At 33.2% G+C, this 16,538-nt stretch carries 18 protein-coding genes; 14 read left to right on the top strand and 4 right to left on the bottom strand.

All coding sequences use genetic code 11. The annotated features are described in order from the left end of the window. The 11 genes from QYS48_RS12425 to QYS48_RS12375 all read left to right on the top strand — a co-directional run bounded on the left by QYS48_RS12425 (position 1) and on the right by QYS48_RS12375 (position 11,797). Entirely contained in the window at positions 1-1,599 is a 1,599-nt protein-coding gene (locus QYS48_RS12425; RefSeq protein WP_308356178.1) for a mechanosensitive ion channel family protein, read from the top strand. A 33-nt stretch (positions 1,600-1,632) separates the two neighbouring features. Next, positions 1,633-2,793, top strand: a complete 1,161-nt coding sequence (locus tag QYS48_RS12420) for a cystathionine gamma-synthase (RefSeq protein WP_308356177.1) — start codon at positions 1,633-1,635, stop codon at positions 2,791-2,793. Between the two features lie 6 nt (positions 2,794-2,799). Further along, positions 2,800-4,485: a 1-acyl-sn-glycerol-3-phosphate acyltransferase gene (locus tag QYS48_RS12415; protein ID WP_308356176.1), complete on the top strand. Its 1,686-nt coding sequence runs from the start codon at positions 2,800-2,802 to the stop codon at positions 4,483-4,485. After that, positions 4,463-5,518, top strand: coding sequence for an NAD(P)H-dependent glycerol-3-phosphate dehydrogenase (locus tag QYS48_RS12410; RefSeq protein ID WP_308356175.1), 1,056 nt, complete (start codon positions 4,463-4,465; stop codon positions 5,516-5,518). Before QYS48_RS12415 ends, QYS48_RS12410 begins: the two co-directional genes overlap by 23 nt. 182 nt (positions 5,519-5,700) lie before the next feature. Next, positions 5,701-6,474 (top strand): AAA family ATPase, encoded by a 774-nt coding sequence (locus QYS48_RS12405; protein WP_308356174.1) that lies wholly within the window; start codon positions 5,701-5,703, stop codon positions 6,472-6,474. Between the two features lie 3 nt (positions 6,475-6,477). Further along, positions 6,478-7,392: a ParB/RepB/Spo0J family partition protein gene (locus QYS48_RS12400; protein ID WP_308356173.1), complete on the top strand. Its 915-nt coding sequence runs from the start codon at positions 6,478-6,480 to the stop codon at positions 7,390-7,392. A gap of 1 nt (position 7,393) precedes the next feature. Continuing rightward, the gene (locus QYS48_RS12395; protein ID WP_308356172.1) at positions 7,394-7,999 is read left to right on the top strand and encodes a DUF5683 domain-containing protein; all 606 of its coding nucleotides are present in this window, start codon (positions 7,394-7,396) and stop codon (positions 7,997-7,999) included. Next, positions 7,999-8,709, top strand: coding sequence for a 4-hydroxy-tetrahydrodipicolinate reductase (dapB, locus tag QYS48_RS12390; protein WP_308356171.1), 711 nt, complete (start codon positions 7,999-8,001; stop codon positions 8,707-8,709). The genes QYS48_RS12395 and dapB overlap by 1 nt, the downstream gene beginning before the upstream one ends. A gap of 3 nt (positions 8,710-8,712) precedes the next feature. Then, positions 8,713-9,834 carry a signal peptidase I gene (gene lepB / locus QYS48_RS12385; protein WP_308356170.1) on the top strand — a complete coding sequence of 374 codons (1,122 nt, stop codon included), beginning with the start codon at positions 8,713-8,715 and terminating at the stop codon, positions 9,832-9,834. A 118-nt stretch (positions 9,835-9,952) separates the two neighbouring features. Continuing rightward, the gene (locus QYS48_RS12380; protein WP_308356169.1) at positions 9,953-10,855 is read left to right on the top strand and encodes an RluA family pseudouridine synthase; all 903 of its coding nucleotides are present in this window, start codon (positions 9,953-9,955) and stop codon (positions 10,853-10,855) included. A 9-nt stretch (positions 10,856-10,864) separates the two neighbouring features. After that, a complete protein-coding gene (locus QYS48_RS12375; protein WP_308356168.1) occupies positions 10,865-11,797 on the top strand; it encodes a D-2-hydroxyacid dehydrogenase in 933 nt (310 codons plus the stop codon). A 45-nt stretch (positions 11,798-11,842) separates the two neighbouring features. Here QYS48_RS12375 and QYS48_RS12370 read toward each other — a convergent pair whose 3' ends face one another. Further along, complete coding sequence (locus tag QYS48_RS12370) at positions 11,843-12,223, bottom strand: DUF3127 domain-containing protein (RefSeq protein ID WP_308356167.1); 381 nt, start codon at positions 12,221-12,223, stop codon at positions 11,843-11,845. 140 nt (positions 12,224-12,363) lie between these two features. On the opposite strand from QYS48_RS12370, the gene QYS48_RS12365 reads away from it, so the two are divergent. Beyond that, positions 12,364-12,645, top strand: a complete 282-nt coding sequence (locus QYS48_RS12365; RefSeq protein WP_308356166.1) for a DUF3817 domain-containing protein — start codon at positions 12,364-12,366, stop codon at positions 12,643-12,645. A gap of 60 nt (positions 12,646-12,705) precedes the next feature. Continuing rightward, a complete protein-coding gene (gene purB / locus QYS48_RS12360) occupies positions 12,706-14,049 on the top strand; it encodes an adenylosuccinate lyase (RefSeq protein WP_308356165.1) in 1,344 nt (447 codons plus the stop codon). Here the strand turns inward: purB and QYS48_RS12355 are convergent, their stop codons facing one another. Further along, positions 14,050-14,565, bottom strand: coding sequence for an HAD family hydrolase (locus QYS48_RS12355; RefSeq protein WP_302101488.1), 516 nt, complete (start codon positions 14,563-14,565; stop codon positions 14,050-14,052). Positions 14,566-14,634: 69 nt separating this feature from the next. On the opposite strand from QYS48_RS12355, the gene QYS48_RS12350 reads away from it, so the two are divergent. Continuing rightward, complete coding sequence (locus QYS48_RS12350) at positions 14,635-15,402, top strand: polyprenol monophosphomannose synthase (RefSeq protein ID WP_302101489.1); 768 nt, start codon at positions 14,635-14,637, stop codon at positions 15,400-15,402. On the opposite strand, the gene QYS48_RS12345 is transcribed toward QYS48_RS12350, so the two are convergent. Together QYS48_RS12345 and QYS48_RS12340 are read right to left on the bottom strand one after the other, a co-directional pair. Beyond that, positions 15,392-16,033, bottom strand: a complete 642-nt coding sequence (locus QYS48_RS12345; protein ID WP_308356164.1) for a hypothetical protein — start codon at positions 16,031-16,033, stop codon at positions 15,392-15,394. The two genes, QYS48_RS12350 and QYS48_RS12345, sit on opposite strands and share 11 nt — an antisense overlap. A gap of 73 nt (positions 16,034-16,106) precedes the next feature. After that, complete coding sequence (locus tag QYS48_RS12340; protein WP_302101492.1) at positions 16,107-16,535, bottom strand: hypothetical protein; 429 nt, start codon at positions 16,533-16,535, stop codon at positions 16,107-16,109. Positions 16,536-16,538: the final 3 nt, after the last annotated feature.

Raw genomic sequence — 16,538 nt, 5'->3', positions numbered from 1 at the left:
ATGAGATACTTTTTAATTGCTTTCATATTCTTAATTCATAATGCATTAGGACAGAATAATGCTTCCACAAAGCTTAATAGTCCAAAAGCAACCGTAAATACCTTCTTAAAAAACCTTCAAGAAGACAACTTCAAACCTGAGGAAGCAGCTAAAACATTAAACCCCAATTATGTTAAAGGGATTGATAAAGAGTTAATCATCACGCAATTAAAACAAGTACTGGATGGTGCAGGTGTATTGATTGAGGCAGATGAAATTCCAGATAATCCTGATTACTCAGACTCTACGGGTCAAAATAGATACTATCTAACTGAAATTGAGTTTCCCGATATCTATATTGAAAAACAAAAAAGTAGATGGTACTTCAGTAAAAGAACAATACAAAAAGTTCCTGAACTTCATCAAAAAATATACCCATTTGGAACGGATAAACTGATGAACATCCTTCCTAAAATGGGATCACAGCGTATATTAGGTTTACATACCTGGCAATATATAAGCATATTAATCCTAATTATTATATGCGTATTGATTCATAAGGTATTAAGCTGGTTTTTTGACTGGCTCTTTTTTCAATTGCTAAAAAATAAAGGATTCGGAAATATCGCTCATGATTATATACTACCAGTAGCCAGACCATTCAGTTTATTGATTATTGTAGGCATTTTGATAATTCTAGTTCCAGTTCTACAATTACCCATTACATTCAATCATTACTTTATTCTTCTTTTAAACGCACTATTACCATTATTTGGCACCATAATGGCGTATAAGATAGTGGACATTTTGGGCGAATATATGCTTAAAAAAGCAGCTCAGACAGAAACTACAATGGATGATCAGATTGTACCTATTCTGAAAAGGGTATTAAAGATATTCGTGATCATTATCGGTTTCTTATACATCCTTAACAATTTAAGATTTGACATAACGGCCTTACTTGCAGGTATTTCTATAGGTGGTTTAGCCTTTGCTTTAGCTGCTCAGGATACAATTAAGAATTTCTTTGGATCACTAATGATCCTATTTGACAAACCATTTCAAATTGGAGATTGGGTTACAGCAGGAGATATAGATGGAACTGTAGAAGAGGTAGGTTTCAGATCTACAAGAATAAGAACTTTTAGAAATTCTTTAATTACAGTTCCGAATGGAAAACTTGCCGACATGGCCGTGGATAATCATGGTTTACGGAAATACAGAAGGTTTTATACGACTATTACGATCACTTATGATACACCTCCACATCTGATTGAAGCATTTACTAAAGGTCTAAAAAGAATTGTTGAAGATCATCCTTACACCTGGAAAGACTTTTACCATATTTATTTTAATAACATGTCTGCCTACTCTCTTGATATCATGTTTTATGTCTTCTTAGATGTACCTACTTGGGGAGAAGAGTTAAAATATAAAGAAGAACTATTATTCAGTATTATGAAATTGGCAGAGAAATTAGGAATTAATTTTGCGTTCCCAACACAAACTCTGCATATGGAAAACTTCCCTGGGCAGTCATCGTTGTCTCCGCAATACCAAGATCAGAATGAGATTTCAAAAAAGTTAAATGACTTTTTCGGTTCTTCTAATCCAAAATAAGGTTATTTTTAAATCTGAATTAAATTTAATGTCATGAGTAAGTCAAAGAATTACAGATTTGGAACTAAAGCAATTCACGCTGGGGTAGAACCCGATTCTGCAACTGGTGCTATAATGACTCCCATTTACCAAACTTCGACTTACGTTCAATCATCACCCGGTAAACATAAGGGGTATGAATATAGCCGATCTAATAACCCCACACGAAAAGCTTTAGAAAAAAGCATTGCTGCTTTAGAAAATGCTGATTACGGACATACTTTTGGTTCGGGCTTAGCTGCCATTGATGCTGTTTTAAAAACGCTAAAAGCAGGGGATGAAGTAATAAGTACTAATGATTTATACGGTGGTACCTACAGAATATTCACTCAAATATTTGAGGGGTTAGGAATCAAGTTTCACTTTATCGATATGAGTGATGCCAATGAAATCGAAAAATATATTAATGATAATACAAAATTGATTTGGGTTGAAACTCCTACCAACCCAATGATGAACATAATTGACATAAAAACCGCTGCAAACATTGCTAAAAAGCACAATAATATAGTGTTATGTGTAGATAACACCTTTTCAACTCCTTATCTTCAAAACCCATTAGATTTAGGAGCAGACCTTGTAATGCATTCTATCACAAAATATATTGCAGGTCATTCCGATGTAATTATGGGTGCGCTTGCAACAAACAATAAAGCCTTATCAGAAAAATTAGGGTTTATACAAAAAGCAAGTGGTGCAGTTCCAGGGCCTCAGGATTGTTTTTTAGTATTGAGAGGTATAAAAACTTTACATCTTCGGATGCAAAGACATTGTGAAAATGGCGTGACAGTGGCTAATTTTCTAAAAACCCATCCTAAAGTTAATAAGGTGTATTGGCCAGGATTTAAAAGCCATCCAAATCATGATATTGCAAGCAAACAAATGCATGACTTTGGAGGAATGATTTCCTTTTCATTGAAGGATGATACTCAAAAAGCTGCAATTGAAATTTTAGAGAAATTTGAAGTTTTCGCATTAGCTGAATCATTAGGAGGTGTAGAGTCATTATGTGGTCACCCTGCTAGCATGACACATTCAAGCATCCCCAAAGCTGAAAGAGAGAAGATAGGATTAACCGATTCACTCATTAGACTAAGTGTAGGAGTAGAAGATATAGAAGATTTAATTCAGGATTTAAAGCAGGCATTAGGATAAATCGAAATGAAATTAAAGCGATATAGAAGTAAACGTAAATATGAACCTATTCTTCCCGGCCCCAGGGAATGGCCAGTGGTACAGCTCAGTCGTAACCGAAAAAAATTCATAAAGGAGGTTATTGATGAAGCTTACGAGAGAATAAAAAGCAACACTCGAAATAAGACAGCTTTAATTGAAGAGTTAGAAACTACTTTATATAAAGAAAAAACCAGAATCAGACAAACCCCCTGGAAGGTAGACCCAGATGATGAATATGAGTTTTGGGCTAAGGTAAAGCACGATTTATTAGAAATTTCTCAACAGAAAACGAAAGATGAGAAAAAAGCAAATGAAATCCTTTACAAGATAATTGAAAGATATGCTGAAGAGATCGCTGGGAATTTCAATACGAGCCATTATAGATTCGCAAGAGGCTTAGCTACCTTTGGTTTTAACAGACTTTTGAATGCTGCTCGAGTTAAGAAATTAGGCGGCTTTTGGAGTAATCAACTTACCATGAATGATAAAATACAAATCAATGGTGAAGTTGAAAAATTAAGAGAATTAGCAAAAAAAGGCACTGTTGTTATAGTGCCTACACATTCTAGTAATCTTGATTCCATATTAATTGGATGGGTAATTTATACTTTAGGATTACCTCCAGTTATTTATGGTGCTGGCCTTAACCTATTCAACATTAGTATCATTGCCTATTTCATGAATAGTTTAGGAGCCTATAAGGTAGATAGAAGAAAAAAGAATATGATTTATTTAGAAACCCTAAAATCATATTCAGCATTAGCCTTAAAAAAAGGTTGTCAGAGTTTATTCTTTCCTGGTGGTACTAGATCGAGAGATGGCAGAGTTGAAAAAGATTTGAAATTAGGATTACTAGGCACTGCTATAGAAGCTCAAAGATCTAATTATCAAGAACATGGAGATAAGGCAGAAAAGATTTTTATTGTTCCTGTAAGTTTGAACTACCACTTTGTTTTAGAAGCACCTAGCTTGATTAGGCAATACTTAGAAAAAAGAGGGCAAGAGCGTTATTATGTGGAAAATGATGAGTTTTCTTCTTCCTACAAAATCATAACCTTCTTATTTAAATTCTTTACCAAAGGTTCCGATATTTCAGTATCAATTGGTGAGCCTATGGATATATTAGGCAATAAAGTAAATTGGGAAGGTGAAAGTTTTGATTCAACAGGCAAAGCAATATCACCTAAAGAATACTTTATTTTCCAAGATCAAATAACAGTAAACAAGCAAAGAGAGTCAGAGTATACAAGAATGCTCGCAGATAAAATAGTAGAGCAATACAGTATAATAGCTAGAGTTTTTTCAAGTCATCTAATTGCATTTACTGCTTTTGAAATGATTAAAAAACGAAATAAGAAGTTAGATCTATTCTCTTTATTAAGACTTCCTGATGAAGACTTAGTCATCAATTTTAATGAATTCAGAAATACTTGTCTGAGAATAAAAAATAAAATTGATGATAGAGTTTCAGAAGGGAGAATGTCTCAGGCAGAACATATGAATGAAGATATTGACAATATTATTCAACACGGTCTTTTAAACTTAGGAATGTATCATTCAAAAAGACCACTCATAAAAACCAAGGAAGGTGATATCACCACTATGGATATCAATCTATTATATTTTTACAGAAACAGATTAGATGGGTATGGCCTCGAAAAATATATTTAATAAACCGATTGGAGTTATTGGCGCTGGAAGTTTCGGCTTGGCGGTTGCAAATCTGTTGGCTGAAAATACTGATGTTATTCTTTATGCAAGAAATCAGGAAACATTAAAAAGTATAAATGAAACTGGAGAATGGAACAGTTATCAAATTAATAAAAAAATTGAAGCTACGGATGATTTAGAACACCTAGCCAAAAGTTGTGATATTATTTTTCCAGTGGTTCCATCGGCCAATTTCCGGGAAATGATTAAAAGCTTATCCCCTTTTTTACATCCCTACCATATATTAATTCACGGTACAAAAGGTTTAAACCTTAACCTTCCTGAAGGTAAAAGCTTACAAGATATGAAGATGCTCGAAAGGCACCATATCAAAACCATGAGTGAAGTAATAATGGATGAAAGTGTTGTAGTAAGGGTGGGTTGCCTAGCAGGACCAAACCTCGCCAAAGAAATCTCGCAAGGAATGCCTGCAGCCACTGTGGTAGCGAGTCATTTTAATGAAGTAATTCAAATAGGGCAACAATTATTAAGAAGCGATCGCTTTCAAGTTTATGGAAACCCCGACTTAATTGGTATTGAACTTTGTGGTGTACTCAAAAATATAATTGCTATCGCATCAGGGGCATTATCAGGTCTAGGATTAGGAGAAAATGCCCGATCTCTTCTTATCAGCAGAGGAATGGCTGAGATGATCTACTTGGGGAAAGCACTAGGCGGAAATGTACGTTCATTTATAGGATTAGCCGGTATTGGTGATTTGATGGCTACCTCCCACTCTACCTTAAGTAGAAACTTTACGGTAGGAAAAAGATTAGCAGAAGGAGAAAATCTTAATGCAATTTTAACAGACATGGCTGAGGTGGCAGAAGGAGTAAATACCATCATGATTGCCAAAAGAATAGCAGAAAGTTTTAAAGTTAGAGCTCCTATAACCGAAATACTTCATCGTGTATTATTTGAAGGACTTACAATGGAAGAAGCTGTGCAGTATTTAATGAAATATCCTCTGAATGTGGATGTAGATTTTATATAGATTCTGATAAAAGCAATATGAAAAATCCATTCAATTTCTCATATAAAATTTTATCTTTGTGGTTCGCTAAAAAATTTAGTAGCTGAAATAGAAACTTGCTCGGTTCTCCAATATTTTACGCAAGCCTAAATGAAAAGTCAGCTTACTGAATAACTTTTTTAAAGCTAAAATTTAAAAATCATATGGGTAAAGTAATTTCAATTGCTAATCAAAAAGGGGGAGTAGGTAAAACAACATCAGCTATCAATTTGGCAGCAAGTTTAGCCGCATTGGAGTATAAAACATTAATTGTTGATGCTGATCCACAAGCCAATTCTACCTCTGGTATAGGATATAACCCAAAAGAGATAGAAAGCAGTATTTATGAATGTATGGTGGATGAGGTTGATGCCCAAGACATCATCGTTGAGACTGATTTAGATTATTTACACATTTTACCTTCGCATATTAACCTAGTAGGTGCCGAAGTTGAAATGGTAAACATCAAGAATAGAGAAGAGCGTATGAAAGAGGCATTGAAAAAAGTGCGGAAAAAGTACGACTTCATTATCATTGATTGTTCTCCTTCATTAGGTTTAATTACGATTAATGCCCTTACTGCTGCTGATTCCGTAATTATCCCTGTACAGTGCGAATACTTTGCCCTTGAAGGTCTTGGTAAATTATTGAATACAATTAAAATTATTCAAACTCGCTTGAATAAAGATTTAGAAATTGAAGGAATATTGTTAACCATGTATGATGTTCGTTTGAACTTATCAAATCAGGTTGTAGATGAGGTAAAACAGCATTTTAACAAAATGGTATTTGAGACTTTGATCCCTCGAAATATTAAATTGAGTGAATCACCAAGTTTTGGATTGCCTGCAATTGCTCATGATGCTGAAAGTAAAGGAGCAATAAGTTATTTAAATTTAGCAAAAGAAATCATTAACAATAACGGATTAGGTAAATAGCGGATGGCAAAGAAACCCAGAAAAGCATTAGGAAGAGGCTTAGGCGCTCTTTTAGAAGATTCGGATTCTAATAAGGAATCTTCAAAAAAAGGTAATCAGGATATTACAGATTTCTCAGGCGGAGCTTCTATTAACGAAATTTCAATTGAGGATATTGAAGTAAATCCTTTTCAACCAAGAACTGATTTTGACAAACAAGCATTAGAAGAATTAGCGGAGTCAATAAAAGTTCAAGGAATTATTCAACCCATTACGGTTAGAAAATTAAGTAAAGATAGTTACCAGCTAATATCAGGTGAAAGAAGAACCCAAGCTTCAAAATTAGCAGGACTAAAAAGCATTCCAGCCTACATAAGAACTGCTGATGATCAGCAGATGCTTGAAATGGCTTTAATTGAGAATATTCAAAGAGAAAATCTTAATTCTATTGAAATAGCACTTAGTTATCAGCGATTACTAACAGAATGTGATTTAAAACAAGAGCAATTAGGTGATAGGGTAGGTAAAAATAGATCAACCGTTAATAATTATTTAAGATTGTTAAAACTTCCACCTGATATACAATCAGCTATCAGAGATAAAAAAATTAGTATGGGGCATGCTCGTGCTATAATCAATATTGATGATATATATAAACAGCTGGATGTTTTCAATAAAATATTGAAAGATGATCTTTCTGTAAGAAAAGTTGAAGCATTAGTTCGTGAACTCACAAGTGGTGAAGGCAAAGAAAAAGATAAGCAAGCAAAAGCTGAGATGCCATATGAAGCAAAACAAGTTCAAACTAAACTTTCTTCACATTTTGGCACTAAAGTTGGTATGAAAATTGATAAAAATAACAAAGGAGAAATTAAAATTCCTTTCTTATCTAAGGATGATTTAAATAGAATTTTAGACATTCTTTCAGTAGAACTTTAAAATGCAAAAATCTTTATTCGTTTTCATATTTTTATTTGCATCTGTATTTGCAAAAGGTCAAGAGTTACAAAGAGCTGATTCTTCAAACCTACGGTTAGCAAATGAAAATAAAGAAATACAGCAATTTCAATCTCAAGATACTATCCATTCCCCAAGAAGAGCAGCCTTGTATTCGGCTATTATTCCGGGAATGGGTCAGTTTTACAATGAAAAATATTGGAAAATACCAATCGTTTATGCATTAGGAGCCTTAGCGATTAATCAAATCAAACAAAATCATCAAAATTACTTATTGTTCCGGAATATATACATCAACTTGAATGATGGTATAGCAGAAAATAATGATCAAATTCAAAATTACATTGACATAGGATTCGATTTGGAAAGAAGTAATCGTACAATTGACCGATACAAGAGAGATAGAGATTACTGGATAATCCTTTCGGGCCTTTTCTATATACTAAATATTGTTGATGCTACGGTTGATGCCCATTTAAGGGAATTTAATATAAATCCCGATTTAAGTTTAAATGTACAGCCTGAAGTTAAAAGAAATCCTTACAATAATATGACTGCAGGTTTAACGCTAAATTTTAGATTGAAATAATGAAAATACTTCTAATTGGTCACGGTAAAATGGGAAAAGCTATAGAGGAATATGCCATTCAAAGAGGACATAGCCTAGTAGCCACAGTTGATGTAAACGATACGCTGATGCCTACTTTAGCTGAACAAGCCGATGTGGCGATAGAATTCACCCACCCTGAAGCTGCTTTTGAAAACATAAAATTCTGTTTGGAGCATAATTTACCTGTTTTATCAGGAACTACCGGCTGGTTAGATAAATTATCCGAAATCGAAAAAATATGTCAGGAAAATGATGGAACATTCTTATATGCATCCAATTTTTCAATAGGTGTAAATTTATTTTTCAAACTGAATAAGTTCTTAGCTAAGCTTATGAGTCCTCACGACCTCTATAAGCCCTCTATGGTAGAAGTACATCATACTCATAAGAAAGATGCGCCTAGTGGCACTGCTATTACTTTAGCTGAAGGTGTAATTGAAGAACATATAGGATATTCATCGTGGAAAAACGATAGCAATGTAAAAGATAATGAGGTTCCAATTACTTCAGAAAGAATTGGAGAAATACCAGGTACACACAAAATAACTTACAAGTCAGAAGTGGATCAAATTAGCATAGAACATGAAGCTTATAGCCGAGATGGCTTTGTTCAAGGTGCTGTTTTAGTAGCCGAGTGGTTACCAGCTCAAAAAGGAGTTGTTAAAATTGATGACTTCTTAAAATTATAAGATATGAAAATTCCTTTTTTCAATAAAAAAAAGAAACCTGCTAAGCCCAAATCTAAATTAAGAGAATGGGTAGATGCATTAATTTTTGCTGTAATTGCAGCTACAATAATAAGATGGGCTACTCTTGAAGCTTTTGTGATTCCTACGCCATCAATGGAAGGAACATTACTAGTTGGTGATTATTTGTTTGTAAGTAAATTACACTATGGACCAAGAACACCTAGAACACCACTTCAATTACCTTTAACTCATAGAAGATTTTATGGAACTGAAAATGTGCCTGCCTATTTAGACTGGATTCAACTTCCTCAAGTGAGAATTCCCGGGTTCAGTGAGGTAAAAAGAAATGATGCAGTAGTTTTTAATTATCCTGAGGAACTCCAATATCCATTAGATTTAAGAGAATACTACATTAAAAGATGTGTTGGAATCCCAGGAGATAAAGTGCAGGTTATTGATGCAACTTTATACATAAATGATGAAAAAGCTTATGTACCTGAAGATATACAGTTTAGTTACTTTATAAAAACTAAGCAAACCATTAGAGACAGGGTTTTTGAAGATTATAATATATGGGACAAGGTGTATGAACCAGGGTATGGATATCGAGTACATGCTGAACCAAAAGATATAGAAAGAATGAAATCATTAAATTTTATTGATGATATCATATTTTCTCCTACCTATAAAAATGGTCAAATCCTTTCTACAGACAGCACAGATGTAGATCCATCTACTTTCCCTAAAACACCGGAAACAAATTGGAATAAAGATTTTTACGGCCCTATTTATGTTCCGAAAGAAGGGCAAACCATAAAAATAAATCATAAAAACCTATTAATGTACGGTGATGTACTTAGGTATTACGAACACCTTGAAGATGTGCAAATTAAAGACGATAAATTATTCATTGAAGGCCAACAAGTAAATGAATATACATTCTCTCAAGATTACTTCTTTATGATGGGAGATAATCGTCACAATTCATGGGATAGTCGCTATTGGGGATTTGTTCCTAAAGATCACGTTGTGGGAAAAGCATTGTTTATCTGGATGAGTATGGATCCTAATCAGTCATTTTTCAATAAAATAAGATGGGAGCGTATATTTTCTGGAATTGAATAAGCATAACAAGTATTAAATAAAAATTTAAGAAAGCCCTTCAAAAGATTTTGAAGGGCTTTTTAATTGAATATGGTCTGCATATTTGTAAAGACCGCTACTTATATAGAATTTTGCATCTATGAACAAAAAGTCAATGCCTGCTAATCAAGAGCTTAAGCGCTATAAAATTGAAAAAGATAGTGAATTATTTAAGTATCTTATCGAATTCTTTTCTAGTAAAAAAAAGCCTTTACTAAAATCAATAATGGGAGGTGGTCAAATCCGAATAAATGGGGATGTAATTACTCAGTTTAATCATCCTTTAAAAAAGGGTGATACAATGGAAATCAATTGGTCTAAACCATCAAAAAAGGTAAAGCTTCAAAAGTTAAATATTATTTATGAAGACCAAGATTTAATTGTAATTGAAAAAGAAGCAGGTTTATTATCTGTTGCCTCTTTAAAGGAAAAAAAGAAAAATGCAGTTCAGATTTTAAAAGAACATGTTGAAGCTGTTGGTCCAAATAGCAGAGTATACATTATCCATAGGTTGGAAAGGGAGGCTTCTGGAATATTATTATTTGCTAAAAGTAAAAAAGTACAAGAGCTGCTTCAAAACTCTTGGGAAGATTATGTAATTGATAGAAAGTATGTTGCGGTAGTAGAGGGTAAAGTGAAGCAAGCAAATGGAACCTTGAAAAATTATCTAAGAAGCAATAAAAACAATCGAGTATTTGTAGTGGACACTCCAAATAATGCCACTGAAGCCATTAGTCATTTCCATGTCTTAAAACAATCTAATGCATATTCAATGCTTGAATTTAGATTAAATACGGGTTTTAAAAACCAAATTAGGGTTCAGATGGCTCACTTCGGACATCCCGTAACCGGTGATAAAAAATATACAGCCAAGAAAAATCCTTTGGGTAGAGTGGCTTTACATGCAAATCTTATTGAATTAAAGCACCCCATAACTGGGGAACATTTAAAGTTTGAACTAGTTCCCCCTTCAAACTTTCGTAATTTAGTTGCGAAGGCATAATCAAAAATTATGGCTAAAAAGAATATACTTACTTACGGGAAACTAGCTGAAGGCTTTCATGATTTCATAAAAGAAGAATATGAAGAATTGAATTGCTTAGTTGCACAAAACAAGGATGAAATCAGTACTCTACTTCCTGATTGTCAGTACATAGGAGGATTCAATTTTTTAAAAGATCAAAGCATAGACCATTTAGAATGGATACACTCTTTTGGAGCAGGAGTTGATAGTTTCATGAGATTAAACCTTCCAGAAAACTTAAAACTGACCAAAACAAAAGGTAAAATGGGCCAGAGAATGGCTGAATATTGTTTAACCTACATACTTGAAGATTTAAATAAATCTAATTTATATAATGTAAATCAATCAACTAAAACATGGGACCAAGTAGTGCCTAAATCCCTCTCAAAGCAAAGTGTTATCATTTTTGGAACGGGAAATATCAGTACAGACATAGCCCAAGTTCTACAACCGTTGGTTAAAAATATTGTGGGGGTAAACACCAGCGGAAAGAACAAGGAATTTTTTGATGTATGCGTCCCAATTGAGAAATTTGAAATTGATAATATTGATCCTGAAGCAATCATAATTAATACGCTACCTGCTACCGAAAACACCTATAACATTTTTGACTCTTCATTCTTTTCCTCTCTTCAAAATGCATTTTTTATTAATATTGGTAGAGGCCATTCTGTAAATGAAGATGACTTATTAATTGCTTTAGACAAAAATCAACTACGAAATGCCGTTTTGGATGTATTCAAAGAAGAGCCTTTACCAAAAAGCTCCAAGCTTTGGGAGCATTCTAAGTGCATAATTACACCTCATATTTCTGGAATAACTTTGCTTGAAGATGTGAAACAAAGTTTTAAAATAGCTTATGAAGCTGTAATCAAAGGTAAATCAAATAACCTAATGGTAGATACTGAAAGGGGCTACTAATTGCCTTCCTATTTATCAAGGTAAATAGGAAGACAATTTCTTTAATTAAAATGGTAATTCATCATCTTCACTTGGAGGTGGTGGAGTATCTTGAGCTCCGGAAGCTGGTGGGCCCGCAGGAGGTGGTGTAGATGCATTTGGAATTCCACCTAAATTCCCATCAGAAGCTTTTTCTACTGACCAAATTTTTACATTTGTATACCACTTGCCATTATATTCTCTGCTATCAATATTTATTTTTGCCGTTAGCTCTTCCCCTTTCTTGATATTGAAACCATCTATTTTATCACCCCAAGCCTCTGCACATACTTTTTTAGGATATTGTTCTTGAGTTTCAATTATATAAGATTGTTTTCTCCACTCTCCATTCTTTCCTTGTCCCTTTTCTTCAGGAAGAATGTCAATAACTTTTCCTTTTAACTCCATTTATTCTACTAATTTATTCAAAATACAAAAATGTTAAATATTATAACACCCACCTAATTACAATAGTTATTTATGTAAAAAACATTGGTTAAAACTAAACTAGCGACTTTCTTTGCATTTCAATATAATAATTAACAATTATGCTTCAGGCACTTAGAATAACCGCCATATTAGAAGGAATTTCATATTTATTACTAGGAATTACTATGCCGCTAAAATATTCAATGAATATGCCCCAACCTAATTATTTTGTGGGTATGGCTCATGGAGTATTATTTATTGCTTACTGTTCATTGGTAATCATTGTGGCTAGCAAATATAAATGGAATTTGAAACTTAGCTTTTTATCTTTACTTGCTTCCTTAATACCATTTGGAACTTTCTATGCTGACTGGAAATGGTTTAGAACTATAAAAGCTTAGTCAACATTCGCTTCTGCCTCGAATCTAAATTACTTATCTTTGCCCTTTAAATTTATAACCATGAAATTAACTACTTTAACTGCTATATCTCCAATAGATGGACGCTACAGAAATAAAACACAAAACCTTGCTGAATTCTTCTCAGAATGGGGTTTGATAAGATATAGAGTGCATATTGAGGTAGAATATTTCATTGCATTATGTGAGCTACCATTACCTCAGTTAAAGGATTTTGATAAAAGCTTGTTTCCTAAAATGAGATCCTTGGTCTCTGATTTTTCGGAAAAAGATGCATTAGTCATTAAGGAAATTGAAAAGACTACAAATCATGATGTAAAAGCAGTCGAATATTTTTTAAAACAAAAATTTGATGATTTAGGAATTGGAGGCCAAAAAGAATTTATTCACTTTGGTTTAACTTCACAAGACATCAACAATACCGCCACTCCTTTATTATTAAAAGAGGCTACTGAAAAAGTATATTTACCGCTCTTAGGAGAAGTTAAAGAGATCGTAAGTAAATATTCAAATGAGTGGAAAGGTGTTCCTATGCTGGCTAAAACACACGGGCAACCTGCTTCCCCTACGCGACTAGGAAAAGAAATTCATGTATTTGCAACAAGGATTGAAGAACAACTAAATTTATATAATACAATACCTTTTGCAGCCAAATTTGGTGGCGCTACTGGTAATTTTAATGCGCATCATGTTGCCTATCCTAATATCAATTGGAAAGAATTTGGTGATAACTTTTGTGAAAAATATTTGGGTTTAAAACGATCTGAACCCACTACTCAAATAGAACATTACGACCATTTAGCAGCTTTATTCGATAATTTTAAAAGAATTAATACGATTCTATTAGATTTAAGTAAAGATGTATGGCAATACATTAGCATGAACTATTTTAAACAAAAGATTTCTAAAAATGAGGTTGGTTCATCTGCGATGCCACATAAAGTAAATCCGATCGATTTTGAAAACGCAGAAGGTAATTTGGGAATTGCCAATGCACTTTTAGAGCATTTAGCAGCAAAACTTCCAATATCAAGATTGCAAAGAGATTTAACGGATTCTACCGTTTTAAGAAATATAGGAGTTCCTTTAGCGCATGGAGTCATTGCGTTTGAATCGCTTAAAAAAGGATTAAATAAACTGGAGTTAAATCAAGGTGCTATCAAATCTGATTTAAATGAAAACTGGGCTGTAGTAGCTGAGGCTATTCAAACTATTTTAAGAAGAGAAGCTTATCCATCTCCTTATGAGGCTTTAAAAGCTTTGACAAGGAAGAATGAGAAGATTACACAGAATACAATCTCTGAATTTATTGATCAGCTTGATGTTTCAGATACGATAAAAAATGAATTAAAAGATATAACTCCTTTTAATTATACCGGTATTTAATCATATCAATATAATATTTTGAACTGCACCCCATAGATTTTCTTCATGGGGTGTTTCTTTTTCAGGGCTTTCTTTATCTCCGATAAGTATACCTTTTACACCAACTCGCTCAGCAGCCTCAATATCCCTTTTTGAATCTCCTACCATAAATGAAGCATTTGGATCGATATTCCATTTTGCCATAGCCTTTTCAAGCATTAGGCTATCAGGTTTCCGTAATAAGGATTGAGTGGTAATTGGATGATGTGGACAATAATAAAGATCATCAATAAAACTTCCCGTTTGGCCTTGTAAATAATTATGACAATTCATAACATCTTCGGCTGAATATAGCCCTTTCGCAATTCCTGCCTGGTTTGTAATAACTATCAATAAATATCCGTTTTCCTTTAGCATTTTTAAAGCATCAGGAACACCATTTAATATATTAAAGTCATTTAATTTATATGTATATTCTCCTCTTTCTTCATTTAAAACTCCATCTCGATCTAAAAAAATACATTTTCTACCAGTCATAAAATTCTTTTGTGTAATTGATCGGCAATATCAGAAAAGATTTTTTAGTTTTGAAGTTCATAGCGTTTTATGAAAGAGAATTTAGTAATCATACCGACTTACAATGAGCGTGAAAATATTGAGGACATCATTCGCGCAGTTTTTCTTCTGTCAGAAAGATTTGAGATATTAATTATTGATGATAATTCACCAGATGGAACAGCTGAAATTGTAAAGTCATTACAAGAAGAATACTCTGGACAGTTACACATCATAGAAAGGCTTGGTAAGCTAGGACTAGGTACAGCTTATATAGAAGGTTTTAAATACGCTTTAAAGCATAATTACGAATACATATTTGAAATGGATGCTGACTTCTCTCATAATCCATTAGATCTCTTAGAATTGCTTAAAGCATGTAAAAAACCAGATATACAATTAACTATAGGTTCTCGTTACAAAACAGGAGTAAATGTAGTGAATTGGCCGATGGGAAGAGTTCTCATGTCTTATATGGCTAGCAAATATGTGAAATTCATAACAGGTCTTCCTGTTTATGATGCTACCGCTGGTTTCATCTGTTATCACAGGTCAATTTTAGAAACCATTAAACTTGAAGAGATAAAGTTTATTGGTTATGCATTTCAAATTGAAATGAAGTTTACTGCCTGGAAATACGGATTTGGAATTGAGGAAGTCCCAATAATTTTCACAGATAGAAGTAAAGGGGTTTCTAAAATGTCAAAAAAGATATTTAAAGAAGCTATTTTTGGCGTAATACAAATGAAAATAAAAAGCTGGTTTAAAAAATATAAACCAGCCTCCGAATTAAAAACACGTCAAAATGCTACTGCTTAATAATATCTTTTAATGAATCAATGTGAATATCATGTTTCCCTTTAAATTCAATATGATTCACTTTTAAATTTAGTTTATTAATCAATTCCTCTTGTTCTCTTTCCCTTTCTTCATTTATAAACTCATCCTGATCTCCTCTTAACATATACACTTGCTTATCTTTAAGTATATCTCCTAAGTGTTTAAAGCTAACATCTGGTGGAAAAGCACCTGAATGTAAAATGAGTTTCTCAAATTGAAAATCTAACTTCTCTGCCCATCTGCAGACAGTAGCAGTTCCTTGTGAAAAGCCTAATAAAGTGATTTTCATATTTGAGTTTACCTTTTCTAATAGTTGATCTGCTAGAGCATTTAAATAAACTATGTAATTTTCAATATCTAAAAGCCTTTCTTCTTTTGTCATCCATGATGACCCAACTCTGCCATAAAAGCCTTCTAAATAAAATTTTGATAACCCTCCTGGTGCTATTATAACCCTTTTCTCATTTTCAATATCCTTAAACTTCCTAATAAAGTATTGAGGCAATTGACCATAGCCATGTAAAACAAACCATAATTCTTTTGTGTGATCTGTTATTTCTCCAGTTTGATAATAAACTGCTTTATGTTGAAAACTTACTGTTTGTCGCATTATGATTCAATAAAAAAGATTATAAATAAAAAAAGCAGGTAAAACCTGCTTTTAAATTATAATGTAGTCACTATTAACGCTTAAATCCGAGGACACTACCACCACAATAATTGGAGCTTCCTTCAAAAGTAAAAGTTATATAATAAATGCCTGTTACCTGGCACGGAAATGCTATACTAGATAAAGTTGACCCCTCATATTTAGTGGAAGCTACTTTATTTCTATTTGAATCATATAATGTTAAAACGATTCCATCTGTACCAGAACCTTCATTACAAATCATTACTTGATATGTAGCTCCTTTAGTGAATACGTAAGAGTATTCTACCTTATCTTTTGCTCCACCTTGACCATCGATATTATAGCTCTTCAAAAAAGTAAAGCCTGATTGTAATTTAGGAATACATGCTTCAACATGTTTTTCAGTATTACACTGAGCAAACGATTGTTGTACAGAAGCAGTTACAAATATAATTCCTAATGCAAAGATTAGCTTTTTCATATA

Source organism: Marivirga arenosa, from assembly GCF_030503895.2.
GTDB classification, from domain to species: domain Bacteria; phylum Bacteroidota; class Bacteroidia; order Cytophagales; family Cyclobacteriaceae; genus Marivirga; species Marivirga arenosa.
The sequence above is the reverse complement of the archived record's forward strand: the minus strand, read 5'-3'. Positions and strand labels throughout refer to the sequence as shown.

Coding starts and splice junctions, on each gene's coding strand:
- QYS48_RS12345 (WP_308356164.1), bottom strand. CDS start 16,033: ATGCGACAAACAGTAAGTTTTCAACATAAAGCAGTTTATTATCAAACT.
- QYS48_RS12410 (WP_308356175.1), top strand. CDS start 4,463: ATGGCCTCGAAAAATATATTTAATAAACCGATTGGAGTTATTGGCGCT.
- QYS48_RS12350 (WP_302101489.1), top strand. CDS start 14,635: ATGAAAGAGAATTTAGTAATCATACCGACTTACAATGAGCGTGAAAAT.
- QYS48_RS12400 (WP_308356173.1), top strand. CDS start 6,478: ATGGCAAAGAAACCCAGAAAAGCATTAGGAAGAGGCTTAGGCGCTCTT.
- QYS48_RS12425 (WP_308356178.1), top strand. CDS start 1: ATGAGATACTTTTTAATTGCTTTCATATTCTTAATTCATAATGCATTA.
- QYS48_RS12380 (WP_308356169.1), top strand. CDS start 9,953: ATGAACAAAAAGTCAATGCCTGCTAATCAAGAGCTTAAGCGCTATAAA.
- QYS48_RS12365 (WP_308356166.1), top strand. CDS start 12,364: ATGCTTCAGGCACTTAGAATAACCGCCATATTAGAAGGAATTTCATAT.
- QYS48_RS12395 (WP_308356172.1), top strand. CDS start 7,394: ATGCAAAAATCTTTATTCGTTTTCATATTTTTATTTGCATCTGTATTT.
- purB (WP_308356165.1), top strand. CDS start 12,706: ATGAAATTAACTACTTTAACTGCTATATCTCCAATAGATGGACGCTAC.
- QYS48_RS12415 (WP_308356176.1), top strand. CDS start 2,800: ATGAAATTAAAGCGATATAGAAGTAAACGTAAATATGAACCTATTCTT.
- QYS48_RS12355 (WP_302101488.1), bottom strand. CDS start 14,565: ATGACTGGTAGAAAATGTATTTTTTTAGATCGAGATGGAGTTTTAAAT.
- QYS48_RS12375 (WP_308356168.1), top strand. CDS start 10,865: ATGGCTAAAAAGAATATACTTACTTACGGGAAACTAGCTGAAGGCTTT.
- QYS48_RS12340 (WP_302101492.1), bottom strand. CDS start 16,535: ATGAAAAAGCTAATCTTTGCATTAGGAATTATATTTGTAACTGCTTCT.
- QYS48_RS12370 (WP_308356167.1), bottom strand. CDS start 12,223: ATGGAGTTAAAAGGAAAAGTTATTGACATTCTTCCTGAAGAAAAGGGA.
- lepB (WP_308356170.1), top strand. CDS start 8,713: ATGAAAATTCCTTTTTTCAATAAAAAAAAGAAACCTGCTAAGCCCAAA.
- QYS48_RS12420 (WP_308356177.1), top strand. CDS start 1,633: ATGAGTAAGTCAAAGAATTACAGATTTGGAACTAAAGCAATTCACGCT.
- dapB (WP_308356171.1), top strand. CDS start 7,999: ATGAAAATACTTCTAATTGGTCACGGTAAAATGGGAAAAGCTATAGAG.
- QYS48_RS12405 (WP_308356174.1), top strand. CDS start 5,701: ATGGGTAAAGTAATTTCAATTGCTAATCAAAAAGGGGGAGTAGGTAAA.